The 26,298-nt window shown below is 41.7% G+C and carries 27 protein-coding genes; 20 read left to right on the forward strand and 7 right to left on the reverse strand.

The window, feature by feature from the left end; genetic code table 11:
* The first annotated feature begins 89 nt into the window (after window positions 1-89).
* Complete coding sequence (locus PY04_RS01650; protein WP_014733441.1) at window positions 90-704, forward strand: DUF257 family protein; 615 nt, start codon at window positions 90-92, stop codon at window positions 702-704.
* On the opposite strand, the gene PY04_RS01655 is transcribed toward PY04_RS01650, so the two are convergent.
* A complete protein-coding gene (locus PY04_RS01655; RefSeq protein WP_014733442.1) occupies window positions 693-1,262 on the reverse strand; it encodes an ECF transporter S component in 570 nt (189 codons plus the stop codon). The two genes, PY04_RS01650 and PY04_RS01655, sit on opposite strands and share 12 nt — an antisense overlap.
* 132 nt (window positions 1,263-1,394) lie before the next feature.
* Between PY04_RS01655 and PY04_RS01660 the strand changes: the two genes are divergently transcribed.
* A complete protein-coding gene (locus PY04_RS01660) occupies window positions 1,395-2,597 on the forward strand; it encodes a cysteine desulfurase (RefSeq protein WP_014733443.1) in 1,203 nt (400 codons plus the stop codon).
* Here the strand turns inward: PY04_RS01660 and PY04_RS01665 are convergent.
* From PY04_RS01665 to PY04_RS01675, 3 genes are read right to left on the reverse strand one after another with little or no spacing between them, the layout of a single operon-like run.
* On the reverse strand, window positions 2,584-3,279 hold the full coding sequence (locus tag PY04_RS01665; protein ID WP_014733444.1) for an HAD family hydrolase: 696 nt from the start codon (window positions 3,277-3,279) through the stop codon (window positions 2,584-2,586). The two genes, PY04_RS01660 and PY04_RS01665, sit on opposite strands and share 14 nt — an antisense overlap.
* Entirely contained in the window at window positions 3,260-3,787 is a 528-nt protein-coding gene (locus PY04_RS01670; protein ID WP_048055890.1) for a TIGR00725 family protein, read from the reverse strand. Before PY04_RS01670 ends, PY04_RS01665 begins: the two co-directional genes overlap by 20 nt.
* Window positions 3,784-4,908: a site-2 protease family protein gene (locus PY04_RS01675; protein WP_014733446.1), complete on the reverse strand. Its 1,125-nt coding sequence runs from the start codon at window positions 4,906-4,908 to the stop codon at window positions 3,784-3,786. The genes PY04_RS01670 and PY04_RS01675 overlap by 4 nt, the downstream gene beginning before the upstream one ends.
* Before the next feature lie 68 nt (window positions 4,909-4,976).
* Here PY04_RS01675 and PY04_RS01680 point away from each other — a divergent pair, with 68 nt between their 5' ends.
* The 3 genes from PY04_RS01680 to PY04_RS01690 are packed head-to-tail and all read left to right on the forward strand — an operon-like array spanning window position 4,977 to window position 7,659.
* Entirely contained in the window at window positions 4,977-5,480 is a 504-nt protein-coding gene (locus PY04_RS01680; RefSeq protein WP_048055891.1) for a DUF3201 domain-containing protein, read from the forward strand.
* Complete coding sequence (locus PY04_RS01685) at window positions 5,477-6,634, forward strand: RsmB/NOP family class I SAM-dependent RNA methyltransferase (RefSeq protein WP_014733448.1); 1,158 nt, start codon at window positions 5,477-5,479, stop codon at window positions 6,632-6,634. Before PY04_RS01680 ends, PY04_RS01685 begins: the two co-directional genes overlap by 4 nt.
* A complete protein-coding gene (locus PY04_RS01690) occupies window positions 6,634-7,659 on the forward strand; it encodes a flippase-like domain-containing protein (protein WP_014733449.1) in 1,026 nt (341 codons plus the stop codon). The genes PY04_RS01685 and PY04_RS01690 overlap by 1 nt, the downstream gene beginning before the upstream one ends.
* Before the next feature lie 129 nt (window positions 7,660-7,788).
* Here the strand turns inward: PY04_RS01690 and PY04_RS01695 are convergent, their stop codons facing one another.
* Window positions 7,789-8,526 carry a DUF835 domain-containing protein gene (locus PY04_RS01695; protein WP_014733450.1) on the reverse strand — a complete coding sequence of 246 codons (738 nt, stop codon included), beginning with the start codon at window positions 8,524-8,526 and terminating at the stop codon, window positions 7,789-7,791.
* Window positions 8,520-9,494 (reverse strand): bifunctional N(6)-L-threonylcarbamoyladenine synthase/serine/threonine protein kinase, encoded by a 975-nt coding sequence (locus PY04_RS01700; protein ID WP_014733451.1) that lies wholly within the window; start codon window positions 9,492-9,494, stop codon window positions 8,520-8,522. The genes PY04_RS01695 and PY04_RS01700 overlap by 7 nt, the downstream gene beginning before the upstream one ends.
* A 157-nt stretch (window positions 9,495-9,651) precedes the next feature.
* Here PY04_RS01700 and PY04_RS01705 point away from each other — a divergent pair, with 157 nt between their 5' ends.
* The 15 genes from PY04_RS01705 to PY04_RS01775 all read left to right on the forward strand — a co-directional run bounded on the left by PY04_RS01705 (window position 9,652) and on the right by PY04_RS01775 (window position 25,464).
* Window positions 9,652-10,533, forward strand: coding sequence for a protein translocase subunit SecF (locus PY04_RS01705; RefSeq protein WP_237710130.1), 882 nt, complete (start codon window positions 9,652-9,654; stop codon window positions 10,531-10,533).
* Window positions 10,530-12,047, forward strand: coding sequence for a preprotein translocase subunit SecD (locus tag PY04_RS01710; RefSeq protein WP_014733453.1), 1,518 nt, complete (start codon window positions 10,530-10,532; stop codon window positions 12,045-12,047). The genes PY04_RS01705 and PY04_RS01710 overlap by 4 nt, the downstream gene beginning before the upstream one ends.
* 4 nt (window positions 12,048-12,051) lie before the next feature.
* The gene (locus PY04_RS01715) at window positions 12,052-12,735 is read left to right on the forward strand and encodes a TrkA family potassium uptake protein (RefSeq protein WP_014733454.1); all 684 of its coding nucleotides are present in this window, start codon (window positions 12,052-12,054) and stop codon (window positions 12,733-12,735) included.
* 127 nt (window positions 12,736-12,862) lie between these two features.
* The gene (locus tag PY04_RS01720) at window positions 12,863-13,174 is read left to right on the forward strand and encodes a V-type ATP synthase subunit H (protein WP_014733455.1); all 312 of its coding nucleotides are present in this window, start codon (window positions 12,863-12,865) and stop codon (window positions 13,172-13,174) included.
* 2 nt (window positions 13,175-13,176) lie between these two features.
* A complete protein-coding gene (locus tag PY04_RS01725) occupies window positions 13,177-15,153 on the forward strand; it encodes a V-type ATP synthase subunit I (protein WP_014733456.1) in 1,977 nt (658 codons plus the stop codon).
* A 14-nt stretch (window positions 15,154-15,167) separates the two neighbouring features.
* Entirely contained in the window at window positions 15,168-15,647 is a 480-nt protein-coding gene (locus PY04_RS01730) for a V-type ATP synthase subunit K (protein ID WP_014733457.1), read from the forward strand.
* 30 nt (window positions 15,648-15,677) lie between these two features.
* Window positions 15,678-16,274, forward strand: coding sequence for a V-type ATP synthase subunit E (locus PY04_RS01735; RefSeq protein ID WP_014733458.1), 597 nt, complete (start codon window positions 15,678-15,680; stop codon window positions 16,272-16,274).
* Window positions 16,275-16,279: 5 nt separating this feature from the next.
* Window positions 16,280-17,392, forward strand: a complete 1,113-nt coding sequence (locus tag PY04_RS01740; protein WP_014733459.1) for a V-type ATP synthase subunit C — start codon at window positions 16,280-16,282, stop codon at window positions 17,390-17,392.
* Complete coding sequence (locus PY04_RS01745; RefSeq protein ID WP_014733460.1) at window positions 17,389-17,700, forward strand: V-type ATP synthase subunit F; 312 nt, start codon at window positions 17,389-17,391, stop codon at window positions 17,698-17,700. Before PY04_RS01740 ends, PY04_RS01745 begins: the two co-directional genes overlap by 4 nt.
* Window positions 17,701-17,706: 6 nt before the next feature.
* The gene (locus PY04_RS01750; protein WP_014733461.1) at window positions 17,707-20,568 is read left to right on the forward strand and encodes a V-type ATP synthase subunit A; all 2,862 of its coding nucleotides are present in this window, start codon (window positions 17,707-17,709) and stop codon (window positions 20,566-20,568) included.
* Window positions 20,569-20,573: 5 nt separating this feature from the next.
* Window positions 20,574-21,965: an ATP synthase subunit B gene (locus PY04_RS01755; protein ID WP_014733462.1), complete on the forward strand. Its 1,392-nt coding sequence runs from the start codon at window positions 20,574-20,576 to the stop codon at window positions 21,963-21,965.
* A 20-nt stretch (window positions 21,966-21,985) separates the two neighbouring features.
* Window positions 21,986-22,630, forward strand: coding sequence for a V-type ATP synthase subunit D (locus tag PY04_RS01760; protein WP_014733463.1), 645 nt, complete (start codon window positions 21,986-21,988; stop codon window positions 22,628-22,630).
* Between the two features lie 82 nt (window positions 22,631-22,712).
* A complete protein-coding gene (locus PY04_RS01765; protein ID WP_048055894.1) occupies window positions 22,713-23,480 on the forward strand; it encodes an MBL fold metallo-hydrolase in 768 nt (255 codons plus the stop codon).
* Window positions 23,481-23,485: 5 nt separating this feature from the next.
* Window positions 23,486-24,253: a methyl-accepting chemotaxis protein gene (locus PY04_RS01770; RefSeq protein WP_014733465.1), complete on the forward strand. Its 768-nt coding sequence runs from the start codon at window positions 23,486-23,488 to the stop codon at window positions 24,251-24,253.
* On the forward strand, window positions 24,250-25,464 hold the full coding sequence (locus tag PY04_RS01775) for a DHHA1 domain-containing protein (protein WP_014733466.1): 1,215 nt from the start codon (window positions 24,250-24,252) through the stop codon (window positions 25,462-25,464). The genes PY04_RS01770 and PY04_RS01775 overlap by 4 nt, the downstream gene beginning before the upstream one ends.
* On the opposite strand, the gene PY04_RS01780 is transcribed toward PY04_RS01775, so the two are convergent.
* Window positions 25,441-26,262 (reverse strand): 7-cyano-7-deazaguanine synthase, encoded by an 822-nt coding sequence (locus tag PY04_RS01780; RefSeq protein WP_014733467.1) that lies wholly within the window; start codon window positions 26,260-26,262, stop codon window positions 25,441-25,443. The genes PY04_RS01775 and PY04_RS01780 overlap by 24 nt on opposite strands.
* Window positions 26,263-26,298 lie beyond the last annotated feature (36 nt).

Below are 26,298 nucleotides of genomic sequence, written 5' to 3' on the forward strand. Positions count from 1 at the left end.
AATAAGCATTCAAAGTAAATTTTTGGAATGTGAGGGAACACTAAGATTTAAAAGTACCTGGATAACTAAATATCAAGGAGGTTGGGATTATGGAATTTGAGGAGTTCTTGTCAAAATTCAAGCTTGGAGAGACTGTATTGGTCGAATACTCAGCATACTCGAGACCAGAGCTCTTCTTTTATAATCTTGTCACATATTCAAAATTACCTATAGTAGTGGATGATCTTATGGATACTCTTCGGGAATACTACATTAGGTTAAAACTTTCGGGAGTTGATACGACAATAATTAACAATATTAAAGTAATTAAGACGGGAGGGTCTCATAAAGTTGGCGACGTTCTTGGTAAGCTGGATCTTGGGAAATATATAATGGATATTGGAGAATATACAAAAATCCTGGAAAAAGCCGGGAGACCTCCCTTTCTAAATCCAGTTCTTGGCTTACATAAGCTGTTCCTACTTGGAAATGTTCTAGAGAATATGAAACTGTTGAAAATGGTCTCAGATTACGTGGGGAATGAGAGTAGGGTTGCTTTTTACTTTGTAAACAGGGATGCCGTGGCTTCACATTCCCCGCCAACACTTGCAATGCTGGAAGAAATCTGCACTTCGATACTTTCAATTGAAGGAGAGAGGATAGTAGTAAAGAAGTCTGTAAATGAAGAGATATTAGATGAAAAATTCCCGCTTTTAAAACCTTAAAGCCCTCCTCACGAAAGGCAATGAAATGAAGATATCAACTACAGTTTGGATTGTGTTGGGGAGTGCTATTGCAATCCAGAACGGAACGTTCATCATTTCTTCCACAATTCTTACTACATCACTTCTACTGCTTATCTCGTAGCCCATCATCTTTAGGTAGAGAGGAAGCGCGAAGTAATAGTTAAGGGCTATCATTAAGCTATCCCTAATTAAAGTTGAAAGTATGAATGCTGTTATAAAGTATGCGACCTTCTTCTCTTTGACTATATACTCGGCTAATTTTAGCCCCAAGATTACCGAAAGCGTTGCAAAAAACTTCATTACTGGCCCAATCCCCATGCTATTGGCCCCACTAACTATAAATAAACCTAAGGTCATTACTGTTAATCCAAAAAGTGAGGCTTGAAATCCAAGCAGGAAGTATAAGGCGATTATTGGGACGGCAACTAAATCTATGTCCATTCCCCATGGTGTTCTAAGCTTGAGAGGGGAGAGCTGAAGAAGTATGCTTAGAGCCGCCATAAGGGATGAGAATGCAATGACCTTTGCTTTGCTCATTTTAGCACCACCATTTTCAAGAATTGAAACATATTTTTAAAATATTTGTTCCATATATGAGACTAACATGGCCAAGTGTGTCCAGAAATCCCTATTAACTGTTTTTGAAGTTAACTTCATTGGTGGCTTGTAATGAAAATACCGGATGACGTTAGGAAGGATATCCCCCTAACAAATGAAGTCATATATTTCGACAATACCGCAACTTCTCTTACTCCAAGACCTGTAATAGAGGCTATGGACGAATACTACCTCAAATACCGTGCAAACGTTCATAGAGGTGTTCACAGACTGTCTCAACTCGCTACCCACAAGTATGAAGAGAGCAGGAAGATTGTTGCCGATTTTATAAATGCGAAGTTCGAGGAAATAGTTTTCACAAAAAACACGAGTGAGAGTCTAAATTTAGTCGCCTTAGGTCTGGAGCACATCTTCAAGAGGGGGGACAAGATAGTCACAACACCATATGAGCATCATTCAAATCTATTGCCATGGCAAAGGTTAGCAAAGAAGCTTGGTCTCAGACTTGAGTTTATAGAAGGTGATGATGAAGGGAACCTCGACCTAAGTGATGCTGAAAAGAAGATAAAGGATGCAAAGCTAGTTGCAGTTCAGCACGTTTCGAACGCGTTAGGCGTGATTCATGAGGTGGAAGAGCTTGGAAGAATGGCTAAGGAGGCTGGAGCAATCTTCGTTGTCGATGCTGCTCAGAGTGTTGGTCATATGGAGGTCGATGTAAGGAAACTTCACGCGGATTTCTTAGCATTTTCAGGCCACAAGGGTCCAATGGGTCCCACAGGAATTGGTGTGCTGTATATAAATGAAGAATTCTTTGACGTGTTTGAGCCCCCCTTGATAGGTGGAGGAACTATTGAGGACGTCAGCCTTGAAGAATATAAACTAACAGAACCCCCGGAGAGGTTTGAAGCTGGAACTCCAAATATTGGAGGAGCAATAGGCCTTGCGGCTGGAATCAGATATATTGAGAAAATAGGGATAGAGAATATAGAGAAACAGGAAAGAAAACTAGTTAAAAGGACAACAGAAGGTCTGGATGAGTTAGAAATTCCCTGGTATGGACCTAGAGACCTCAAAAAGCATGCGGGGGTCGTTAGTTTTAATGTTCCACCTCTTCATCCCCACGACGTTGCATCAGTTCTAGATGAGCACAAAATAATGGTCAGGAGTGGTCATCACTGCGCCCTTCCAGTAATGAAGAGGCTGAAGATAAACGGGACAGTGAGAGCATCTTTCCATGTTTATAACAGTGTTGAGGAAGTTGAGACTTTCCTAAGCGTGTTAGAGGATTTGGTTAAGAAGCTTAGGTCCCAATAATGTTTAAAACATCTATCAGACCCTTCACGTTTGGAACTTCGAATCCTCTTTCCTCAATTTTCTTAATTCCTTCCCCTTCTGGATTTATCCAAACTGCCCACATTCCAGCATTTCTTGCTCCCTGGTAGTCTTCAGCGTATGTATCTCCAATGTGAAGCGCCCTGTCAGGCTCAACGTTAAACGCTTTTAGGGCCTTTTCAAACATCTCTTTCTTTGGTTTGTAAGTCAGAACTTCATCTGCGAAAAACGTCTTGTCTATAAACTCCATAAGGCCAAATCTCTCAAGAAGAACCCTTGTGTAAGAGCCAGGCCAAAACATAACGTTTCCAAGAACAGCGACTTTAATTCCCCTGCTTTTTACTTCCTTTAGGGTCTCCAAGCTTCCCTCGAGTACTAGTCTTTCATCAATCTCAAGTATTGCTCGTGCTCCAGCTCTCTTGACTAATTCCACATCTATGTTAAGCTTCTCTGCCAGCATTTCTTGACTTCCACTAAGCACTTTTCTTGGATCTTCAGAAGCTTTGGCTCGCATCTTTTTTAATTCGTCCCTCACTTCTATGACTGCCTGAACAACGTCTGCAACGCACAATCCAGATATCTTTGCCAACTGAAATGAAAATTCATCTAACATAAGGTTTAGGTCGAGGAGCGTGTTCCAAACGTCAAAGGTTATCAGCTTCATCTTTTCTCCCTCCAATTTTTACTGCAATCATTGCAGCTTCCTTGGGGTCATTTGTGAAAATTATTTTAACTATCCTCTTATGGTCAAAGTATCCATCCTTTGCCAGCTCTTCTAGCCTATCACTTGGATACCCCGTGTCGGTGATAACCACTACTGGAACTCCTAGGTTATATGCCATTAGTGCCTCTATCATCGTCCCAACGCCTCCCCCGAGAACCACTAGGACATCTGCACTCTCAATCAAGACACCACTCCTTTCTACTGGGTTTAGACCAGTTTTTATCCTTATTGTGTTGTACTTGTTGCCTTCGTCACTATACGGAAGTATTCCAACTACAGTCCCTCCTCTTTTTGTGAACTCTTCACTAACTACTTCCATTATTCCTCCTCTTCCACCCGTAAGAAGGACAACATCTAGTGGAAGGGCTCTAGCGAATTCTCTTGCTTTTTTCTCTGCTTTCTCAATAGGAGTCTTATCACTTGAACCCGCTATAGCGACTTGAATCATCCTACAAGCCCCCTAATTGCTGGAATTATATTTATCACAAGGAGAAGCAAAGAAATTGCCATTATTGAGTATCCTACATGTTTTCCAAATCTTGGCCACAGCTCTTTCAAGCTATCCATCAGCATTCTTCCCCCATCCAGGGGATATAGAGGTAGTAGATTCATTAACCCAACACCAAGGTTTAGGACGTATATCCAGTAAAACGTAAAGAATAACACCATGAGGGGTTTGTCAAATCCTATCTTAGAAACTAAATGTGGGGCTGGATATATTCCTATAAACCCTTTCCCAGGTCTTTCTGGATGTTCGGCCAATTTAATCTTCACTTCTTCCGAATTTCCATGTCTCAAAATTGTGAGAGTTATAACTTCACCAGGTTTTGTCTGGTTCATAATTTTTACGAATTCTTCAAATGTTTTGATATGCTCTCCATTGATACCTATTATGACATCTCCTGGCTCTAGAACTCCATATGCGGGGCTGTTCTCGATTACTCCTTTTACTTCAACTCCATTCTCTTCAAATGCCAGTCCTATAGCGTTCACTACCATCACTGCAAGAAGTGCAACTACTATGTTTGCAAGGCTTCCCGCTCCAAAGACCCTTAACCTGCTGATCAATGGAGCTTTGTTAAGCTTTTCCTCATCTGGTTCCACAAAGGCTCCAGGGATTACAACAAAAAGTAACAGTCCAACGGATTTTAAGGGTATTCTTTCGGCTCTAGCAACAAATCCATGACTCAGTTCATGGACGATAACTAGAATTGCCAACCCTACTAGCCCGTACCATAAAGGGATTGTTACCCCTGGAATTACCAGTTGTACCGAGGGGGTTACAGCTCCTTTTGGTTGGAGAATTTTCAAAGCCTGCTTTCCTAAATAAAACACTATAAAGGCCATACCAATGAATCCTACTACGATTCCAATGTCACCATAAACTTTCCAAAATCTCTCATGGTTTCGCCCAACCCTATCTATGAAGTTTAAGAACTTTTTAGTTCTCCATATCACTTGAAAAGGGCCTACCTCGACGCTCTCGCTCTCTTTCCAAATAGTTGCTCCCATTAGAGTTATTACTGCCCAAAATCCAAGTATTAGGAGGATTATTGTTATTGCTGTCAATTCATACCCACCGAGTTTAAGGTGGTGTGTGAATTAAAAAGTTTTAAGGCATTAACCCCTTTAGCCCACTGATGATTCGGGAAGTTCATGAATTGCTCAATAGGATGTGGGAAGGAATATTTGAACTTAGAGAGGAACTCAAAAGTGAGCTTGTGGGGTTTGAAGTCGAGGAAGTTAGTGAGGTATTTAATGCATACCTCTACATTGATGGTGAATGGAGGGAGATGAAATATCCCCACCCTGCTTTTACAGTTAGACCTGCAGGTGAGGTGGGAGCCACTCTTCAGGGGTTCTACTTTGTCTTTGCATTTCCTAAAGATGACCTCAATCTGGAATTTATTAAGGAATTCATACAGAAGTTTGAAAGATCCTTTATATATGGAATGGAGAACTTCTTAGAGGACTTTTACAATTATGAGAGGCCAAGAACTCCAGAGGAAGTTTGGCGTTCCATTGAGGAGAGTAATGAAGAGATGATAAACTTTGAAGTAGACACGTCTTTTGATAAAAACGAACTAAAGAGAGAACTGTTTAAGTTTATCGACCTTTCTAGGAGGTTCAACTTGCTATGACGTATCTTGAAGCTTTCCCAAAGGAGCTCCAGGATTACTATAGAAGACTCTTTGGCCCTGAAGCAGATGAGATTATGAAAAAGCTTAGGGAGCCTGTTGAGCACTATTACATTAGAGTTAATACCTTGAAGATAAGCAGGGACAAGCTAATAGAGGAGCTTAAAAAAGAAGGATTAAGACCTAGGAGAAGTCCATACCTTTCTGAAGGTCTATACTTTGTTAGGGAGGGTCCAAACTTTCCTGATGACTACAATCCAGAGCTCCCTACAGTTACGGTAAATAAGTTTGCTGCCGAAAGTGTTTATCAGGGAGCAATGCTCTATGCTCCGGGAGTTCTTAAGGCAGACAAGGGAATAAAAGAGGGGGATGAAGTTCAGATAAGGGATCCTAGGGGGCTTTTAGTTGGAATTGGAATTGCTAGAATGGATTATCGGGAAATGATAGAGGCAACGAGGGGTCTTGCCGTTGAAGTTACCTTGCCAAAGTTTAAGCTCCCAAGTTTGAGCGAACTTAAATCTTTTGAAAAGGGATATTTCTATCCTCAGAGTCTTCCTTCCATGATAACTGCGAGAGTCCTTGACCCAAAAGAGGAGGATGTAATAATAGACATGGCTGCCGCTCCGGGAGGAAAGACGACTCACATGGCCCAACTACTCCAAAATAGAGGTGAGATTATAGCTATAGACAAGTCAAAAAATAGGCTCAAGAAGATGGAAGAAAATTTGAAAAGGTTGGGGGTTAAGAATGTTAAACTTGTCCAGATGGATGCTCGAAACTTACCTGAGCTTGGAATAAAGGCAGATAAGATTCTCCTTGATGCTCCTTGTACTGCCTTGGGAGTTAGACCAAAACTTTGGGAAGAAAGAACTCCAAAACATATTGAAGCTACGGCCCGCTATCAGAGGGCTTTTATATGGGCCGCAATAAAATCGCTGAGAAAAGGTGGAATCCTAGTTTATTCTACATGTACGCTGAGCTATGAGGAAAATGAGGGGAATGTCAAGTTTATGTTAAAGAAAGGCATGAAACTTGAGGAACAGTCGATATTTATAGGTTCTCCTGGAATAGGTCTCGAAAAAGTTCAGAGATTCTATCCTCACAAGCATCTAACTCAGGGGTTCTTCATAGCCAAACTTAGGAAGGTGAGGGAGTGATGGGTAGAGCAAAGAAGTATTTCACTATATTCATTGGAATACTAATAATAATGCTCTTATTATGGTGGGCAGGTTTAAGAAGCACACTTGAGCTAATGATGAAGGTTAATCCAAGATTTTTAGGGTTGGCTGTTCTGATGTACTGCCTTACCGTTTTTTCTTGGGCTATTAGGTGGAAGGTGTTTTTAGATGGAGCAGGAGTTCATGCATCTTTTTTAAGAATATTAGAAGGAGTGTTTGTGGGGATATTCCTAAATAATTTAACTCCAGGTGCTAGAACTGGAGGTGAGGCTGTTAAAGCTTTATACATAGCTAGATCTTCTAACGGAACATATCCAAAGGTTTTTGCGACGGTTATGGCGGATAGGATTCTGGATGTAATACCAGTTGCTATATTTATGATTGTGGCATTCATATATGCAGTTGGCATTGGCTCTAAAGTTTTGCTTTATGTGCTTGGTGTGTCTATACTCTTAATAATTGTCGTTCTGGTGTTAACAGTCTTTTTCTCTGTAAAAGAAAATTATGCAGTTGCTCTAATAATGAGGCTCTTAAGGTTCTTGAAAAAGTTGTTCCCAAGGAAGATATTCTCTCATGAAAAAAGTCTAGAAGAGAAGATAACGTCAGCAATAAGGGAATTTAAGTCTACCCTAGTAATGTTGGCGAAGAAGAAAAGGGAAGTCCTTATAAGTATGATGTGGTCTTTTGTGCTCTGGATATCTGATGTCGTTAGGATGTACTTCGTTTTTCTTAGCTTAGGTAGGAACATGTCAATAATACAGGTTTTACTTGTAAAGATGGCTTCTATGGCAATAGCGATGGTAAGTATAATTCCTGGTGGGATTGGAATAAATGAGGCTGTTCAATCTGCTCTATTCTTAGCTATTGGGGTTGAAAAAACTCTTGCAGTCTCAGCAACGATGCTTGATAGGTTAATATCATTCTGGATTCCAACAGTGGTGGGAGGAGTGTTGGTAATAAAAAGGAGAGACGTTCTTAGCAGCTCTTCACTAGAGTATCATTAATCTGATCCTTAATCAGATTGTAGGGATTTCTCTCCGTTTTTAAGAGTATTAGGTTGGGAACCTTTTGTGGTCTGGAAATCTCGTCCAGCTGAATGGAGACTTTTGCTTTATAATAATAAGCCAGAGTATTCAAAAAACGGAAGCTTCTTCTATCTGTGGGAATTCCCTTTTTATGAGGGTAAACTCCCTTTCATCGACAGCGTTTGGGTTTAATACCACAATTAGAGTTGCTCCCCTAGTAAGGAGATGATCCTTTAAGTTGACTAAGAACTTGTAAGTTGCTTTAAATCCATTATATAGAATTAAGAATTCCACACAATCGAGCACAACGGTTCCTCCGATGTTCTCCTTTGCAAACCTTATTGCCAGATCTGTAATTACGTGAAGGGCTGTTGGTGGCACTCCTTGACCTTCTGCACTTGTTATCCATATGACTCTTGAATTGTACTCTTGGTATCTTTTTGGTTCTCTTGTTATTGCCAATATTGATTTTGCCGTCTTTAATATCCCTTCAATTTCGAAGTGCGATGTAGCTAGGTAAGCTCCTACTTTCTCGACCTTAGGTTCTGGAGGAAAGAAGAAGTTCACAAGTTGGCCAGAAAAGGCTATATATACCCACAAAAGCCCAGCCATGACTACTATATGCCCTATTGAGTGAATCTGATGGTAGAAGGGAATGGGAAAATATAGAACAGCAATGTCAATCCCCCTTATGATAGTCGCAAGAAGAAACAGAAGTGTACTATTCCTAAATAACGGTTTAAATTCTTGTGGAGCTTTTTTGTATATTTTTCCGCTGTATAGGGCTAATATTAAGAAAAAACTGAACACGATGACTCTATAAGATAAGCTGAAAAGACTTACCATTTTACCTCAACCTCATCCGTTCTAAACTTCTGCTTAACTACTGTATCTTCAAGTTTGAAGCTTATTCCAGCCTTATACATTCTAAGCCCTGTATATGCTATCATTGCCCCGTTATCCCTGCATAAATCATAAGGTGGAACGAAGAATTTTATCCCTCTATCTTCCGTCATTATTTTTAGCATTTCTCTTAGCCTATTGTTGGCTGCGACACCACCAACAAGAACAACTTCCTCTTTTTCTGTGTGGGCAACTGCCCTCTCGGTTACCTCTACTAATGCCGCAAATGCAGTTTCTTGGAAAGAATAAGCCAAATCCTCAACTCTGTACTTTCCGCTTCTGTATTTTCTAATTGCTTCCGTTAGTAGACCTGAGAAACTTAAGTCCATTCCCTTTACTGCATAGGGCAGTTCTATGTATTTTTCTCCTTTCAACGCTAACTTTTCAAGCTTTGGACCTCCAGGGAATCCAAGTCCTATTTCCCTTGCGAAAACGTCGATTGCATTTCCAATTCCAATGTCAAGCGTTTCTCCGAAAACCCTATATCTCCCTCCTTCAAGCGCTAAAACCTGTGTATTCCCACCGCTGACATAGAGGCCCACTGGGTCTTTTACACCGAACATCTTGGTTATCTCAACGTGTGCTATGCAGTGGTTAACCCCGACTATGGGCTTCCTGTACTTTATTGCGAGAGCTCTCGCTGCAGTTGCCACTACTCTGAGCGCTGGCCCTAACCCCGGTCCTTGAGAGAATGCTATTACATCTATGTCTTCTAATGTTACTCCGGCCTCTTTGAGGGCTTTCCTTAGTAAGGGCTTTAGCAACTTTGCATGATGTTCTGCAGCTTCTTTTGGATGAATTCCTCCTTTTTCTGTTGTTAAGGTGTCAAATACATTAGCGAGAACTTTATCCTCAGTTACTATCCCAATGCCTAACGTATGAGCTGTTCCTTCTATTCCTAAGGCCAGCATAAGCCTCACATTATGTCTCTTTTACCTTTTGGACTGATCTGATAATCCTAAATTCAAATAAAAAGTTATTGCAATATATGGGTTTTTCATTTCTATTTGTCGCATGACCAAAAGTGATTTATTAAGGAATTCTAATTCCGTTTGCAGGGGTGGTAATGTGATCAAAGAGAAACTTAGGGTTCTGGTTGAAATGGAACCAAAGAAGATGATAATGTATCCCCTTATCGTTTTTGGAATTGCATTGATAATAATCCTTGCAAATTACGTGATGACTGGCAGCATTGTAAAGGAGGGCATTGAATTAAGGGGTGGATCTGTAATAACTTTGCAGGGGGTTAATGCAGATCCAGATGAAGTTGCTAAGGCTATCCAAAAGGAAACTGGAATCCCGGTTAATGTTGAAAAATTCACGAGCTTGACTGGGGGAGGGGGAATTAGGGTATATGTTCCTGCGGGAGAAGATGTTGACAAGGTAAGAGACGTTCTAAGGAAGATGTTTCCGAACGTTGAACCGCAGACCACCATTATAGGCCCGACCTTTGGAAGGATGGTAAAGGAGCAGGGAATAAAGGCAATAACGTATGCCTTCATTGGAATGGCAATAGTTGTTTTCTTATTCTTCAGGGTTCCGGTTCCGTCTCTGACCGTTGTATTTTCGGCGTTCTCTGATATGGTCATTGCCGTTGCTCTAATGGATTTGTTTGGAATAGAGCTCAGCCAGGCAACGATAGCTGCACTTCTGATGCTTATAGGTTACTCAGTTGACAGCAATATCCTTCTAACTACTAGGCTCTTAAAGAGGAAAGAGTTTACGATTGAGGAGGCATATTACTCCTCACTTAAGACGGGCTTCACGATGAGCACTACTACTCTAGGAGCATTAGTTTCCCTTTGGCTGTTTTCAACGGCCCAAGTTATAGATGACATAGCATCCGTGCTGATATTTGGACTACTAGCTGACTTCATGAATACGTGGATTCTTAATGCAGGAGTTTTAAGAACGTACATAGCTAAGAGGGAGAAGGAGGGTAGGAAATGAAGTGGAAGAAGCTCATGTTTAATTTTAGGATAATTTTACTCACATTTTTCCTGATAATCTCGATAGTCTCGCTCGCCACAAGAGGGTTAACCTTTGGCTTGGATATAAGTGGAGGTATTTCAATAACTGTGAAACTTGAAAAGCCCGTGGATCAGCAGACAATGGAGCAAGTTAGGATAGCGCTAGAGCAGAGACTTAATGCTTTAGGAGTCAAGGACATAACTATAGAACCTTGGGGGAATCAGTTTGTAATAGTAAAAGTTGCTAGGGTTAGTGAAGAAGAAGCTGACCAGTTAGTAAAGACGATCGAAAGACAGGGTGTGTTCTACGCTGAGTTTCAAGGTGTTATATTTGCGACTGGAAAGGACATACTCAATGTTGGAAGTGTTAGCTACGATCCGAGGCAGGGTGCTTGGGTTGTTCCATTTAGAATATCTAAGGAGGCAGCTGAAAAATTCGCCAAGCTAGCCTTGGGTAAAGCTGGATATCCAGTGGACATGTTCCTAGATCCTCCTGTTAATTCTACTCTCGTTGTCTCGAAGGAGTTTTACGAAGCTTTAAATTCTCCAACATTCATGATGGCAGGAAACATGACCTTAGCTCAGAGGGTGGAAAAAGCCTTTGGAATTAAGATAATTGTATACACCAACCAGACTCCAGAGGAAATTGCCAAGATTGCGAGAGGGTCAGAGAGAGTTATCCTCGTTGATGTTGATGGAAACTTGGCTAAAAAGCTTAGAGAACTTGGTCTAAGCGTTGAAGTTAGAACAAGGAATAAAGATGAGAGTATGGAGGATTTCGTTAGAAGAGTCCTTAGGCTCTACGGTCCATATAGAGTTTCTGAAGGTCTTGCAACTGGGCAACCAAGCACCCAAGTTATGGTCTCTATTGGTGGTTCTCAAAATGATATAAAAGCCAGGAATGATGCTCAAGTTGTGGCAGTTGTGTTGAGGAGTGGCTCACTTCCAGTAAAGCTCTCCATAGAAAGGATAGACTACATCTCTCCAAAGCTTGGAGAGAACTTTAAGAAGCAGGTTCTTATAGCAGGCATTGCTGCCCTATTGGTGGTTGGAGCGATAGTATATCTCCACTACAGGAGGCTTAAGATAGCTATTCCAGTCATGTTCACTAGCTTTAGTGAGGTTTTAATAATACTTGGAATAGCTTCAATAATTCGCTGGAATCTTGACTTGCCAAGTATTGCAGGTATAATTGCCGCAATAGGAACTGGAGTCGATCAGCAGATCGTTATAACTGATGAGCTACTTGGTGAAACATCTTCACGGAGAATTGTTAAGAGGAGTGGTGTTCTTAAGAGGATGGGAAGGGCGTTTTTCATAATACTGGCATCTGCAACCACTACGATAGTTGCTATGAGCTTTCTGTTCAAGTTCTTCGTTGGAGGACTCAGAGGATTCGCCTTTACGACGATTCTTGGTGTTCTGATAGGTATTCTAGTAACGAGGCCTGCATATGGAGAGATAGCCAAGTTCCTTATAGGCGAGGGGAGGTGAAGGGATGTACATAATCATCATGGGGGCAGGGAGGATAGGAACGTTAGTTGCAGAAATGCTGGAGAACGCAGGCCATGATGTAACGATAATAGAGATGGACAAAGAAAGGGCAAAGGAGATTTCGGAACATATAACAGGTTTGGTAATAGAAGGGGATGCAACTGACCAGAAAGTGCTTGAAGATGCAAACATAAAGAAGGCAAATGCTTTTGCTGCTTTAACTGGAAGGGATGATGCCAACATATTAGCTTGTATATTGGCCAAGCATTTAAATCCAAACATAATGACAATACTCAGAATTACTGATCCAACGAAGAAGAAGGTCTTTGAGGAAGTTAAAGAGTTGAAAACATATTTTGATATAGTAGTTTCTCCTGAAGCAATAGCTGCTAGTTACATTTTCAGGACCCTTGTTACTCCAGGATTTGATAGGGTTCTCCTTCCAAAGGAGGGTGCGGAAATAATTCAGTTCCAAATAACTGAAGACAGCGAAGTTGCTGGAAAACCTGTCAAGGAACTTGGTCTTCCAAAGGACTCACTTATAATAGCAGTCTATGACGAAAAAGGAAATTTAGTAATTCCATCGGGAGATACAGTACTTCCTACAAGAGGTCAGGTAGTCATCTTTGCTAAAAACTCTGCCCTTCAAGAAGTGAAAAAAATTATGGAGGCGAAGAGGAGAGAGTGATGTATTGAATTTATTTCACACAATGTGTACTTCCGTTGCAATTTTTCAACGATTTTTCGAAAATATTTATAAATTCGTTCCCATACTTCCTCATGTGTTTTCATATTCATAAAAGGGGATGATGATCATGGAAAACGTACTTAGAGAGATCGTTAAAGCTGAAAAGCTTGCTGAAGAGAGAATTGAAAAAGCTAAAACTGAAGCAAAGCAAATTGTTAAGAATGCAAGAATTGAGGCAAGAACACTTGAGGAAGAGATCATCAAAAAAGCTGAAGAGGAGGCAAAAAATATCATAGAATCTAAAAAGAAAGAGGGTGAAGAAGAAGCCAAAAAAGTAATTTCGGAAGGAGAGAAGGAAATTTCTGAAATGAGAAATAAAGCGGAGGAAAACTTTGAGAGAGCTGTTTCTGAATGCCTAAAGATAATAAGAGGGATGTAGGCATGTTCAAGCCTGAACAAATGGTTAAATTAGAAATTATAACTCTAACAAGGTATAGGGATCCTCTTTTAACTTACCTTCATGAAAAGGGTGTAGTTCATCTGGAGGAAGTTCCAATAGAGAACATCCAGAGAGAGACTCCAAATGAATTTTATAGGAAGGCAACCTCTTACAGCATAACAATTTCAAGGCTTGTTGACACGTTAAAATCATACCTTCCTCCAAAATCTGGAGGATTAAAAGGGTTTATATTTCCCAGGGAAAGGAGTAAAAGGAAATACAGATACGAAGGCATCGAGAAGCTCATAAAAGACGTTGAAGAATTCCTCAGCGAAGTTGAACCGAAAGTTAGAGATGTCGAAGCGAGTGTCACTAAAATAAACAACGAAATAACAAACATAAGAACGGCAATTGAGGCTCTCGAGATACTTTCTGCGCTAAATGTTGAATTGGAATATCTCAGGGCTGGGAGCTTTTTGAATATTGAAGTTGGCCTTCTGGAGAGAGATAAAGTTGAAAGGGCTGTAAAAGAACTTGAGGATGTCTTGTCGGGTAGGGTGTTCATTTTAAGAAGGGATCTTGGCGCCAATAGTATTCTTGTTGTAGTCACGCTTAAAGAAGATTCTTCGAAGGTTGCTTCAGTTCTTGCTAAATATGGATTTGAGAGAATTGAGATTCCCGAAGGTCAAGGGTATCCAAAGGATTTGATTCCGAGATATCTCGAGAAACTTGAAGAGAAGAAGAAAGAGCTCGAAGATGCTAAGAGAAGAGGACAGAAGTTAGCTGAGAAGTATTATGACGATGTTGTCTTTTACAAGGAGCTCATGGATAATGAAAGGGATAAAGCTAATTACCTCTCCTACCTCGTGAGAACGGAAATGACATTTGGCCTTTTGGGATGGGTGCCCAAGGGTGAAGTTGAAAAAATAGTTGAGGGCATTAAGAGAATAACTGAAGGGAAAGTCTACATGAACATCTCAGATCCGACTCCGGAGGAAATAGAAAATGTTCCGGTTAAGCTGAAGAACCCTGAATTTATAAGCCAGTTCGAGATGCTCACCGAGATGTATGGTGTTCCCAAATATAACGAGCTAGACCCAACTCCAATAATGGCATTCACATATTCCTTCTTCTTCGGCTTCATGCTCACGGACTTTATGTATGGATTGTTGTTAGGCATAATATCGGCCCTTCTAGTAAAGGGACACTCAAGACTTAGAGATGGAACCTGGAGATTCGCGAAGATAATGCTCTGGGCATCGGCATTCACAATGTTCCTGGGAATTCTCTTCGGTAGCTACTTTGGCAACGCATTGGACATGGCAGGTATCCATGTTCCAAGGCTCATGGACTCAATGAAGCAGGCGATGGATGTTCTAATGATAGCATTGGCCATTGGTCTGGCACACCTCTTTACGGGCTACCTTCTCGGCTTCATTGTTAGATGGAAGAACAATGACAAGAAGGGAGCTATATTTGAGCAACTCCCATGGTTGTTCATAATAATAGGCGTTACTCTCTTTGCCCTCTCATCAAGGGTGGGGGTACCGCAAATAGCATTTAAGGCAGTGTTCGGGATTGGTTTGGTTTTGTTCGCCATAGGAGAAATTCTAAGCAATGGGGCAATGGCATTGTTGCTTTTAATTTCGGACTTCTTTGGATTTGTGGGCAACTGGCTTAGCTATGCCAGATTGATGGCATTGGCACTCGCTACATCGGGAATAGCTCTCGTCGTTAATATAATGGTTCAAATGATTTGGGGATTTAAGATAGGTCCAGTTCCGTTGGGAATAATCATAGGGCTTGTTGTCTTTATTGGGGGCCATATATTCTCTACTGCAATAAACGCCCTAGGTGCTTTCGTTCATGCTCTCCGTCTTCATTATGTTGAGTTCTTTGGAACGTTCTTTTCAGGCGAAGGTAGGAAGTTTGAACCTTTTGCTGCAAAAAGGGAGGTATCTGAGTTAGAAATTGAATAGGGAGGTGAAAGATTATGGAGCCAATAGTTTACGTTGCTTTGGGAATGGCACTTGGAGCAGGAATTGCTGGTGCAGCTTCCTCGTTTGGAGTTGGAATTGCAGGTGCTGCCGCTGCAGGAGCAGTTGCTGAAGACGAAAAGAACTTCAGAAACGCCCTAATACTTGAGGGTCTTCCAATGACCCAGAGTATCTATGGACTTATCACGCTCTTCCTGATTGGAATGGCAGCCGGAATCATTGGTGGAGGAGGATTCAAGTTTGCTGAACCAACGACCCAGAACATAATCAAAAGCGCAATATTGTTTGGAGCAGGTCTTTTAGTCGGTCTAACTGGACTCTCAGCAATACCTCAGGGAATTATAGCAAGTGCAGGTGTTGGCGCAGTCAGTAAGAACCCCAAGACATTCACGCAGAACCTGATATTCGCCGCAATGGCTGAGACAATGGCAATCTTTGGCCTCGTTGGGGCAATAATTCTAATAATGAGTCTCTGATCTCTTAATTCCTTTTAGGAGGACAGAAAGATGAGCGGAGCAGAGCTCATAATTCAGGAAATAAACAGGGAGGCGGAGCAGAAGATAAAATACATCCTGGAGGAGGCAAAGAAGGAAGCTGAGAAGATAAAGGAGGAAGCCAGAAAAAAAGCCGAATCAAGGGCTGAATGGATATTGAGGAAAGCAAAAACTCAAGCTGAGCTTGAAAAGCAGAGAATAATTGCCAATGCAAGACTTGAAGTTAGAAGAAAAAAGCTTGCGGTTCAGGAGGAGTACATCACTAAAGTGATTGAGGAAGCAAAAAGGCGCCTTGCTGAAATGCCAGAGGATGAGTACTTTGAAACTATAAAGACTCTGCTAAAGGATGCAATTTCTGAGCTTGGTGAGAAGAGGGTAAGAGTTACGTCCAATGAGAAAACACTATCCCTAATAGCCTCTAGAATTGAGGAGATAAAGGCTGAGATCGGTGATGTTGCAATAGAGCTCGGTAATCCTATAGACACAATTGGGGGCGTCATAGTCGAAAGTGAGGATGGGAGCATTAGGATAGACAACACATTTGAATCAAGAATGGAAAGACTCGAGAACGAAATTAGGGCTAAGGTTGCTAAGGTTCTCTTTGGGTGATCTAGATGGAAGTATCGACGATAACCGCAATCCTTGATACAACATTGGGGGTCGTTTTAACGTTCGTTGCTTACAAGACTGGTCAGATTATTTGGAAATATACCCCATATTCATACCCAAATGCAAGGATTAGGGCAATGGAAGCAAGACTCCTTTCAGACCAGAGAATAGAAGAGCTTGCCGAAAGTAAAAACCTCCAGAATTTTGTTGTTAATCTGGAGGATAGTGACTATGGAGAAAGGTTGACCTCAATAGAGAAAGTTAACCTGAAAAACATCGAACTCGCACTTGAATTGTCCCTTGTTGATCTTCTGGAACTGATGGTTAAAATCATGCCCAAGAGAGTTAAAGGATTCTTCGAGTTATTGCTTGAGGAGTGGGATGTAAGGAATATTTCAAACATAGTTAAGGCTAAGCTCTCCAATCTGCCTGCTCAGGATTACATAATTCCAGCCGGAAGGATGTATCAGAAAGTTAAGGCTATGATAGAAGCAAAAACAATGGAAGAACTTCTTGTCATCTTAGAGGGAACAGAGTACGAAGAACCACTTAGAAAACTTCTTCTCAAGGAAATAAGCCTTGAAGAGTTCGAACTTGAACTTTACAGGCTTCATTACCAAAAACTTTTGAACTATGCAACCTCTAGAAGGGGAGAGGAAAAGACAATACTCTTGGAGTTTGTTAGGCTACTAATAGATCAGAAAAACATATCCTCAGTATTAAGGGCAAAGTCGGCTTCAATGCCCTCGGAGGAGATAAAGAAACTCATAATCGAGGGTGGCTCGCTGTCCAAAGTTACTCTAGATGCAATGATAAACGCTGAAGATCCAATAATGGCAATTGGGGAACTTGAAGGGACAAAGTACGGGGAGATAATAAGGGAAGTAAGAGAAGACATTGAACAAGGAAGGCTGGATACAGTTGAAATTGCTCTGAGGAAATTCATGATTGCAAGAATGAAGGAGTTAGCTCAGTTCTATCCATTAAGTGTGGCAGTGGCTTTGGCCTACATCCTTGAAAGGGAAAGGGAAATTAGGAAACTAAAGGCAGTCGCTAAGCTACTCAGCGATGGAATAAGGGCTGAAAAAATTAAGCAGATAGTTGGTGAGGTAGCATGAAGGTAGTTGTTATGGGGGACTCTGATACCGTGGTTGGTTTCAAACTGGCGGGAGTTCATGAAGTGTATGAGTTCGATTACTCTGAGCTTTCCATAGAAAGGGCAAGAAATAAGCTTAGAGAGTTAGTTGAGAGGGAAGATGTTGGTATAATATTGATTACCGAAAGATTAGCTGAAAAAATTGGTGAGCTTCCTGAGGTTAACCTTCCTATTATCCTTCAAATTCCGGATAAGTTTGGTTCCATTTACGGGGAAGAACTCCTGAAGGAGATAGTTAGAAGGGCAATTGGAGTTGAGATAAAGAGGTGAAGAAAAATGCCAGCAAAAGGTAGGATAATTAGAGTTACAGGTCCTCTGGTTGTTGCGGATGGGATGAAAGGTGCAAAGATGTATGAGGTTGTAAGGGTAGGAGAGCTTGGTCTCATAGGAGAAATAATTAGGCTGGAGGGGGATAAGGCGGTAATTCAGGTTTACGAGGAAACTGCTGGTTTGAGGCCCGGTGAACCTGTTATGGGAACAGGTTCTTCACTTAGCGTGGAACTTGGGCCTGGATTGCTGACATCAATATATGATGGTATCCAAAGACCTCTAGAAGTTCTCAGAGAGAAAAGCGGCGATTTTATAGCTAGAGGTATCACCGCCCCAGCCCTCCCTAGGGATAAGAAGTGGCATTTCATACCCAAGGTTAAGGTTGGAGATAAGGTTGTTGGAGGAGATATTATTGGTGAAGTTCCAGAGACGAGCATAATAGTTCATAAAATCATGGTACCCCCAGGGATTGAAGGTGAGATCGTTGAAATAGCTGAAGAAGGGGAATATACCATCGAAGAAGTTATAGCAAAAGTGAAAACCCCGAGTGGGGAGATAAAAGAGCTCAAAATGTATCAGAGATGGCCTGTGAGAGTAAAGAGACCATATAAAGAAAAGCTTCCTCCTGAGGTTCCCCTCATTACGGGCCAAAGAGTTATAGACACCTTCTTCCCGCAGGCTAAGGGTGGAACCGCGGCCATACCAGGTCCATTTGGGAGTGGAAAGTGCGTTGATGGAGAGACTTTAATTCTAACTAAGGAGTTTGGACTTATCAAGATAAAGGATCTGTATGAGAAGCTTGATGGTAAGGGGAAGAAGTTCGTTGAAGGAAATGAAGAGTGGACTGAGCTTGAAGAACCAATCACAGTATACGGATACAGAGATGGAAAAATTGTCGAGGTCAAGGCGACCCACGTCTACAAGGGTTACTCCGCAGGAATGGTTGAGATAAAGACGAGAAGCGGAAGGAAAATAAGGGTAACTCCAATTCACAAGCTGTTTACTGGTAAAGTTACGGAGAGTGGACTTGTACTTGAAGAAGTCATGGCAATGCACTTAAGGCCCGGTGACAGGATAGCAATCGCAAAGAAAATTGACGGGGGAGAATACGTTGAATTGAACTTTGAGAGTGAGATTGTTCCTAAGGTTCTTGATGAGAAACTGGCAGAATTCCTAGGATACATTTTTGCTATTGGTAGTATAACACCAGATGGTATCATAATCAGGGGAGATGAGGGTGTTCTTGAGAGGATAAAGAAGCTTACTGCAGATATCTTTGGAACGAACGAAGTAATAATCGACAGAGAGAACAGCATCTTAATTAACCAGGAAGAGATAGTTAGATTTTTAACTGACCTTGGGATTTTGGGAAGACTAATACCAAAAGAGCTCCTCTTATCTCCACCTAGTGTTGTAGAAGCATTTCTTAGGGCCTATCTAGGAACCATTGGAGAACACAAGGGAGATAAAATTGAGGTTGTCACAGGTTCTATGGAGCTTGTCGCTAGTTTGTCCTACCTCCTCGCAAAGGTCGGCCTTGAGGCCATTATTGAAGACGATAGAATTGTAGTTCTCGAGAAATCGAGTGATGGTTCAGTTCCGGTTGAAATTGGTGAGACTCATGGAGTCTTAAGCTACGAGCAGTTCAAGGATCTTGCTGAGGCTATTGGCCTTAAGGAGGTTGCAGAAAATCACTTAACACATGTCGTCTTTGATGAAGTCGTTGAAGTAAAGTACATTCCTGAGCCTCAAGAGGTTTATGATGTCACAACAGAAACCCACAACTTTGTAGGAGGTAACCTTCCTACGATTCTTCACAATACGGTCACTCAGCACCAGCTTGCAAAGTGGAGTGATGCTCAGGTTGTAGTCTACATTGGTTGTGGCGAAAGAGGAAATGAGATGACGGACGTTCTCGAGGAGTTCCCGAAGCTAACCGATCCAAATACTGGGAAACCCTTGATGGAGAGAACGGTTTTAATAGCAAATACTTCAAATATGCCCGTAGCCGCTAGAGAAGCCTCAATTTACACGGGAATAACGATAGCTGAGTACTTCAGAGATATGGGATATGACGTGGCTTTAATGGCAGATTCAACTTCAAGATGGGCTGAAGCACTGAGAGAAATTTCTGGAAGACTTGAAGAGATGCCTGGTGAAGAAGGTTATCCAGCTTACCTGGCATCAAAACTTGCTGAATTCTATGAGAGAGCGGGGAGGGTACTAACGCTAGGTAGCAAACCAAGAATTGGAAGTGTGAGTGTTATCGGTGCAGTCTCACCACCCGGTGGAGACTTCTCAGAGCCAGTAGTTCAGAACACACTGAGGGTTGTCAAAGTATTCTGGGCACTCGATGCAGATCTTGCTAGAAGGAGGCACTTCCCAGCAATAAACTGGCTTACAAGCTACTCGTTATACGTAGATTCTGTGCAAGGATGGTGGCATGAGAATGTTGACCCAGAGTGGAGAAAGATGAGAGATAGAGCAATGGAACTGTTGCAAAAAGAGGCTGAACTTCAAGAGATAGTCAGGATAGTTGGTCCAGATGCTCTCCCAGAGAGGGAAAGGGCAATACTTCTTGTTGCAAGGATGCTCAGAGAGGATTATCTCCAGCAGGATGCCTTCGATGAAGTGGACACCTATTGTCCACCAAAGAAACAGGTTACCATGATGAGGGTTCTCCTTAACTTCTATGACAAGACCATGGAGGCAATAAGCAGAGGGGTACCCTTAGAAGAGATTGCAAAGTTGCCAGTTAGAGAGGAAATAGGTAGGATGAAGTTTGAGCCTGATGTCGAGAAAATTAGGGCTCTCATTGATAAGACAAATGAGCAGTTTGAGGAGTTGTTTAGGAAGTATGGGGAGTGATGGGCATGAGCAAGGAGTATTCAACAATTAGCAAGATTTACGGTCCTTTAATGATCGTTGAGGGCGTTAAAGGAGTTGCCTATGGTGAGGTCGTTGAGATAGAGACTGAAAGTGGGGAAAAAAGAAAGGGCCAGGTCTTAGATGCAAGAGAGAACCTTGCTATAGTTCAGGTCTTTGAGGGAACCCGTGATCTGGACATAAAAACGACAAGCGTTCGCTTCACTGGAGAGACCCTCAAGGTTCCAGTTTCAATGGACATGCTTGGGAGAATATTCAATGGTATTGGGAAGCCAATAGATGGAGGGCCTGAAATAATCCCAGAGGACAGAAGAGACGTTCACGGAGCTCCCCTAAACCCAGTTGCTAGGGCCTATCCAAGAGACTTCATTCAAACAGGTATATCTGCAATAGACGGGATGAACACGTTGGTCAGGGGTCAGAAGTTGCCTATATTCAGTGGTTCAGGTCTTCCTCACAACAAGCTTGCGGCTCAGATAGCTAGACAGGCAAAGGTTCTTGGTGAAGAGGAAAGCTTCGCAGTGGTTTTTGCTGCTATGGGAATTACATATGAAGAGGCAAACTTCTTCAAGAAGAGCTTCGAGGAGACTGGGGCAATAGAAAGGGCAGTTCTCTTCCTTAACCTTGCAGATGATCCAGCAATTGAAAGAATAATAACTCCAAGAATGGCACTAACCGTCGCTGAGTATCTAGCTTTTGATTATGATATGCAGGTCCTCGTAATTCTTACAGACATGACCAACTACTGTGAGGCTCTCAGAGAAATTTCCGCTGCAAGAGAAGAAGTCCCAGGAAGAAGAGGTTATCCTGGTTACATGTACACTGACCTAGCTACGATATATGAGAGGGCGGGAAGGGTAAGAGGAAAGAAGGGAAGTATAACTCAGATGCCAATCCTTACAATGCCAGATGACGACATCACTCATCCAATTCCGGATCTTACTGGTTACATAACTGAGGGACAGATAGTTCTGAGCAGAGAGCTCCACAGGAGAGGTATATATCCCCCAATTGATGTGTTACCTTCCCTCTCAAGGCTGATGAAGGATGGTATTGGCAAGGGCAGAACCAGAGAAGATCATCCTCAGCTGGCTCAGCAGCTCTATGCAGCATATGCAGAGGGTAGGTCGCTTAGAGATTTAGTTGCAGTAGTTGGTGAGGAAGCCCTTAGCGAGACCGATAAGAAGTACTTAGAGTTCGCTGACAGGTTTGAAAGAGAGTTTGTGGCTCAGGGATATGACGAGGACAGAAGCATTGAGGAAACATTGGATCTTGGATGGGAACTTCTCTCGATACTGCCAGAGAGCGAGCTAAAGAGAGTTAAGAAGGAAATGATAATGAAGTATCATCCAAAGTACAGGAAGCGCTCTTCTCAATAAATTCTTTTTAGGTGACAAGAATGCCAGAGATACTCAAGGTCAAACCAACAAGAATGGAACTACTTAAGCTAAAGAGGAGGGTCAAGCTGGCTGAAAGAGGTCATAAGCTACTCAAGGAGAAGCAGGATGCCTTAATTATGGAGTTTTTCACAATATACGATGAAGCTCTAAACCTCAGACGAGAACTTATACAAAAAATCAATGAGGCATTTGAGGCACTTAGGAGGGCCCAAATTGACATTGGGTCCCTTAGACTTAGGGAAATTGCACTTGGGGTAAAGCCAAATAAAGAAATTGAAGTGAAAACAAGGAATATAATGGGTGTCAGAGTCCCCCTAATAGAGGCACCAGACCTCAAAAGAAAGGCTTCTGAAAGGGGATATGCATTCATATCGACATCCTCTGCTGTTGATGTAGCCGCTGAAAAATTTGAAGAAGTCCTTGAGCTAGCAATAAAACTTGCTGAAGTTGAAGAGTCCCTTAAAAGACTTGGAAAAGAGATCGAAAAGACAAAGAGGAGGGTAAATGCACTTGAGTACATAATAATTCCCAGAATGAAAAACACAATAAAGTTCATTGAGCAACATCTGGATGAGATGGAGAGGGAGAACTTCTTCAGGCTTAAGAGGGTTAAAGCATTAATCGAGGCAAGATCACAGACTTGAATTCTTTTTGTGTTTATGTAGGTTATTGTGTAGGCAAATTGCTTAAATATTTCCTTTTTCAATCTTCTTCTGGTGAGGAAAGGTGGGAGAATACTTTATTGAGCCTGGGTTAGATCCTCGAAAAGATCATGTTCTATATAAAGATGAAGAGCATATGGTTGTTTATCTTGGAACTCAGGAAGGAGGAATGGACGTAGATGTTAACAGTTACTTGATAGTAAGTAGGGGAAGAGGGATTTTAATTGATCCTGGAGGGTACAAGATATTCTCGAAAGTGTTGGCTAATATTTCCAAGTACATAGACCCTAGAAACATAGATTACATCTATATGTGCCACCAGGATCCAGATGTTGCTGGAAGTATCCCCCTTTGGAGGGAAGTTAGTGATGCAAAGATAATAGTTCACTGGCTCTGGGTTAGGTTCCTTCCACACTTCGGCTTTGAAAACATTGGAGGATATGCACATGAGCTCCAAGACGAAGGGGAAGTTATGAACTTTGGAGCGACAACTCTAGAGTTCATACCAGCGCATTTCCTTCACAGCCCAGGTCATTTTACGATCTACGACCATAGGAGCAAGTTTTTATTTACCGGAGACATAGGAATTTCCTTCCCTGAAGAAGGATATCTTGTCGTTGAAAATTTTGAAAAACACGTTCAATACATGAGGCCTTTACATGAGAGACTCATGGCAAGTAATAAGGCCTTGAGAATTTGGGTGAGCAAGGTTAGACACTTGGATATTGAAGCAATTCTCCCCCAGCATGGAGCCATAATACCAAGAAAATACGTAGGCAGGTTCTTTGACTGGCTGGAAAACCTAAAGGTGGGCGTTGACCTTATGAGGTGAGGGAAATGAACCTCAGAAACATAGAGAAGGCTTCCAATGCTTTGGCTCAGTCCTTGAGGATAAAAACTTCAAGCAAAGAAGCTAGCAAAATTGTTGAGGAGCTTGCAGAAGAGATAAGCGGAAAGTTCATGGAGAACAATACAATGATCCTTGAGAACATTGAAAAGCTATCCCAAGTAATGGAGGAACTTGAGAAGTTTAGAAGAGAATTTTTGCCGTTTTTCCAGAAGTTTGAAGTTTTTGCCAGGGAGTTCAATACTCTAGTACAAAATCTTGAATACGTCTCAAAAATTAGCGATTCTATAGCGAGTGTAGCAAAGCAGACAAACTTAGTTGCTTTAAATGCTTCGATAGAAGCTGCGAGAGCTGGGGAAGCAGGAAGAGGGTTCGCTGTCGTCGCGGATGAGATAAGAAGGATGGCTGTTCAGACGATGAACCTTGCTAAGGAAATCAAAGATTTTAACTCCAGGGTGATGGCACAGCTTGATGCCCTTAGGGATGCTTTGGAAGTAATGGACAGAATAAAAGAGGGAACAGAGATTCTTGGAAGGGACATAGAGATGATCGTTGAGATAAGCAACGTCCTCAGTGGTATTTCAAAAGAACAAGAAGAGTTTATAAACGACATCAAGAGGCTTAGTGGCATAGCACTGGCATTAAGGAAGTTTGCTGATATGCAGGATAAGTACAATAAAGAACTCGCTTCTCTTCTCAGGCTAATGGTTAGTGAATATTCTAAGGAGCAACTTAACGAGGAGGGTAGTGTAATATGACCGAGAGAATGTATTATAAGGATCCCTATTTAAAGGAGGCTGAGGCCACTATTGTTGAGGTTAGGGAAGAAGGGGAGAAAGTTGCAATAAAGCTTGATAAAACAATATTCTATCCGGAAGGTGGAGGCCAGCCAGGGGACAGGGGAAAAATAATTGGAGAGCAATTTGAAGTCTTAGTTGAAAACACTATTGAAAAAGCTGATGGGATCTGGCATATTGGGAGTCTGAAAGGAGAGATTCCAGAAAAAGGGGAAAAAGTTAAGCTGCAACTGGACTGGGATTGGAGATACGAGAACATGAGAACTCACACTGGGCAACACATCCTCTCTGCGATTCTCAAGAAGCTCTATGACTTAGACACATCGGGATTTCAGATCTTTGAGGATCATGCCAAGATAGAAGTCAATGGAGAAGTTACATGGGAAATGATTGAGAATGTCGAGATTGAGGCGAATAATATAGTTCTCCAGGATGTTCCTGTGACCATAGAGGAGTACAAGTATCTCCCAGATGACATAGCAAGAATCCTCAGAAAACACGTAACTAAGGTAAAGGACAAGATCAGGATTGTGAAAATCGGAGACATTGATGTAACTCCCTGTGGAGGAACCCACGTAAAGTCAACGAGGGAAGTTGGGCTGATAAAGGTCATAAGGTTTTACAAGAAGTCAAAGGGAACTTGGAGGATAGAGTTTGTATGTGGTAAAAGGGCTATAAAGAAGCTCAATGAGATCTTAAGGGATTACTGGACATCTCTTGACCTAATGCCAAATAAAAACCCACCGCTCTCTGAGAGGGTAAGAGAAGTCTTGAAGTCGATTGACGAACTCGAAGAAAAGTTCGATAGTCAGCGGAAGGAACTGTGGAAATGGAAGGAACAGGCACTATTAGGAAGGAGTTGGGAGGTTGGACACTACAACGTGGTGACTTTTGTTGAGGAATGGGAAATGAAAGATGCACAGGCATTTGCCGTTGATTTCGTGAAGAATAACCCGGGAACGATAGTCATTCTAGCGAGTAATGACTACGTAATATTCGCAAGGAATGAAGAAGTTCCTGTCTCAATGAAAGAGCTGTTGCAGAAGGTCATAGATGAGCTTGGAGGTAAGGGAGGAGGAACAGATAACCTTGCAAGGGGTAAAATAGAGGCTGAACCCGAGGACATAATTGATGTTGCTTTGGAAAAGCTAAAGGAGATGCTCGAGACCTAGCTTTTTATATACATATTCCTTTTGTTCCCTCGGCACTCTTGGCCTTTCAACTTTTTTGAGTGCCTTTTCCTTGTCTAGAAGTCCATATCTAACAAGTGCGGCAATTCTTCTATGTTCAAACGAATATCCATGCTTCTCCCAAAATCTTTCCAATGCCGGTCCGAGGATTAGACAGTTACTTGTATATCCAGGGAGCTCTGGAAGCTTAAAAGGTAGCTTTTCTAGAATCCTCATCCTTTCTTCTTCTGTCATGAGGGAGAGTAGTCTTACTTGGATTACTCCTCCGCTCATTAACATATAAGGGTGATGTCCGAATGGAATCTCATGACCCGTTATTATATACTTATATCCATGTCTCAACGCATACTTCCTTAGGATTTCCATTGTTCTCTTTGAGCATTTTCTGCAGGGAGATTTAGCCTTTAGCAATGCCTCTCTGAATATATCGGAATAGTCCTTCTCTATTATAGTTAGCTTGACGTTGAGGTAATCGGCAACTTTCTTAGCATTTTCTATTGCAGCAGGAGCCATAAAGCCGTGGTTCACCATAACAGCCTCAACGTCTAAGTTGTACTCTTTCCTGGCAAGATATAATGCTACTGTGGAATCTTTTCCTCCGGAATATGCAACTATAGCTTTGTCAATATTAGTTATAATTTCTTCTAGCTCTCTCTTGATCTTATCTTTATCCGGAGGATGCTCTAGAAAGGCCTTGCACTCTTTGCATATTGGCCTTCCATTTATTATCAGTATCTTTGTTACCCGCTCATCGTTTATGCAAAGTGAACACCTCAGCATTTTCGACGCCTATACATTTTTAATCCCAGTTTTAAA

This window comes from Pyrococcus sp. ST04, assembly GCF_000263735.1.
GTDB lineage: Archaea > Methanobacteriota_B > Thermococci > Thermococcales > Thermococcaceae > Pyrococcus.

What these genes read in the sequence shown, in the direction of transcription:
- PY04_RS01650 (WP_014733441.1), top strand. Translation starts at nt 90, where the DNA reads ATGGAATTTGAGGAGTTCTTGTCAAAATTCAAGCTTGGAGAGACTGTA.
- PY04_RS01655 (WP_014733442.1), bottom strand. Translation starts at nt 1,262, where the DNA reads ATGAGCAAAGCAAAGGTCATTGCATTCTCATCCCTTATGGCGGCTCTA.
- PY04_RS01660 (WP_014733443.1), top strand. Translation starts at nt 1,395, where the DNA reads ATGAAAATACCGGATGACGTTAGGAAGGATATCCCCCTAACAAATGAA.
- PY04_RS01665 (WP_014733444.1), bottom strand. Translation starts at nt 3,279, where the DNA reads ATGAAGCTGATAACCTTTGACGTTTGGAACACGCTCCTCGACCTAAAC.
- PY04_RS01670 (WP_048055890.1), bottom strand. Translation starts at nt 3,787, where the DNA reads ATGATTCAAGTCGCTATAGCGGGTTCAAGTGATAAGACTCCTATTGAG.
- PY04_RS01685 (WP_014733448.1), top strand. Translation starts at nt 5,477, where the DNA reads ATGACGTATCTTGAAGCTTTCCCAAAGGAGCTCCAGGATTACTATAGA.
- PY04_RS01690 (WP_014733449.1), top strand. Translation starts at nt 6,634, where the DNA reads ATGGGTAGAGCAAAGAAGTATTTCACTATATTCATTGGAATACTAATA.
- PY04_RS01695 (WP_014733450.1), bottom strand. Translation starts at nt 8,526, where the DNA reads ATGGTAAGTCTTTTCAGCTTATCTTATAGAGTCATCGTGTTCAGTTTT.
- PY04_RS01700 (WP_014733451.1), bottom strand. Translation starts at nt 9,494, where the DNA reads ATGCTGGCCTTAGGAATAGAAGGAACAGCTCATACGTTAGGCATTGGG.
- PY04_RS01710 (WP_014733453.1), top strand. Translation starts at nt 10,530, where the DNA reads ATGAAGTGGAAGAAGCTCATGTTTAATTTTAGGATAATTTTACTCACA.
- PY04_RS01715 (WP_014733454.1), top strand. Translation starts at nt 12,052, where the DNA reads ATGTACATAATCATCATGGGGGCAGGGAGGATAGGAACGTTAGTTGCA.
- PY04_RS01720 (WP_014733455.1), top strand. Translation starts at nt 12,863, where the DNA reads ATGGAAAACGTACTTAGAGAGATCGTTAAAGCTGAAAAGCTTGCTGAA.
- PY04_RS01725 (WP_014733456.1), top strand. Translation starts at nt 13,177, where the DNA reads ATGTTCAAGCCTGAACAAATGGTTAAATTAGAAATTATAACTCTAACA.
- PY04_RS01730 (WP_014733457.1), top strand. Translation starts at nt 15,168, where the DNA reads ATGGAGCCAATAGTTTACGTTGCTTTGGGAATGGCACTTGGAGCAGGA.
- PY04_RS01735 (WP_014733458.1), top strand. Translation starts at nt 15,678, where the DNA reads ATGAGCGGAGCAGAGCTCATAATTCAGGAAATAAACAGGGAGGCGGAG.
- PY04_RS01740 (WP_014733459.1), top strand. Translation starts at nt 16,280, where the DNA reads ATGGAAGTATCGACGATAACCGCAATCCTTGATACAACATTGGGGGTC.
- PY04_RS01745 (WP_014733460.1), top strand. Translation starts at nt 17,389, where the DNA reads ATGAAGGTAGTTGTTATGGGGGACTCTGATACCGTGGTTGGTTTCAAA.
- PY04_RS01750 (WP_014733461.1), top strand. Translation starts at nt 17,707, where the DNA reads ATGCCAGCAAAAGGTAGGATAATTAGAGTTACAGGTCCTCTGGTTGTT.
- PY04_RS01755 (WP_014733462.1), top strand. Translation starts at nt 20,574, where the DNA reads ATGAGCAAGGAGTATTCAACAATTAGCAAGATTTACGGTCCTTTAATG.
- PY04_RS01760 (WP_014733463.1), top strand. Translation starts at nt 21,986, where the DNA reads ATGCCAGAGATACTCAAGGTCAAACCAACAAGAATGGAACTACTTAAG.
- PY04_RS01770 (WP_014733465.1), top strand. Translation starts at nt 23,486, where the DNA reads ATGAACCTCAGAAACATAGAGAAGGCTTCCAATGCTTTGGCTCAGTCC.
- PY04_RS01775 (WP_014733466.1), top strand. Translation starts at nt 24,250, where the DNA reads ATGACCGAGAGAATGTATTATAAGGATCCCTATTTAAAGGAGGCTGAG.
- PY04_RS01780 (WP_014733467.1), bottom strand. Translation starts at nt 26,262, where the DNA reads ATGCTGAGGTGTTCACTTTGCATAAACGATGAGCGGGTAACAAAGATA.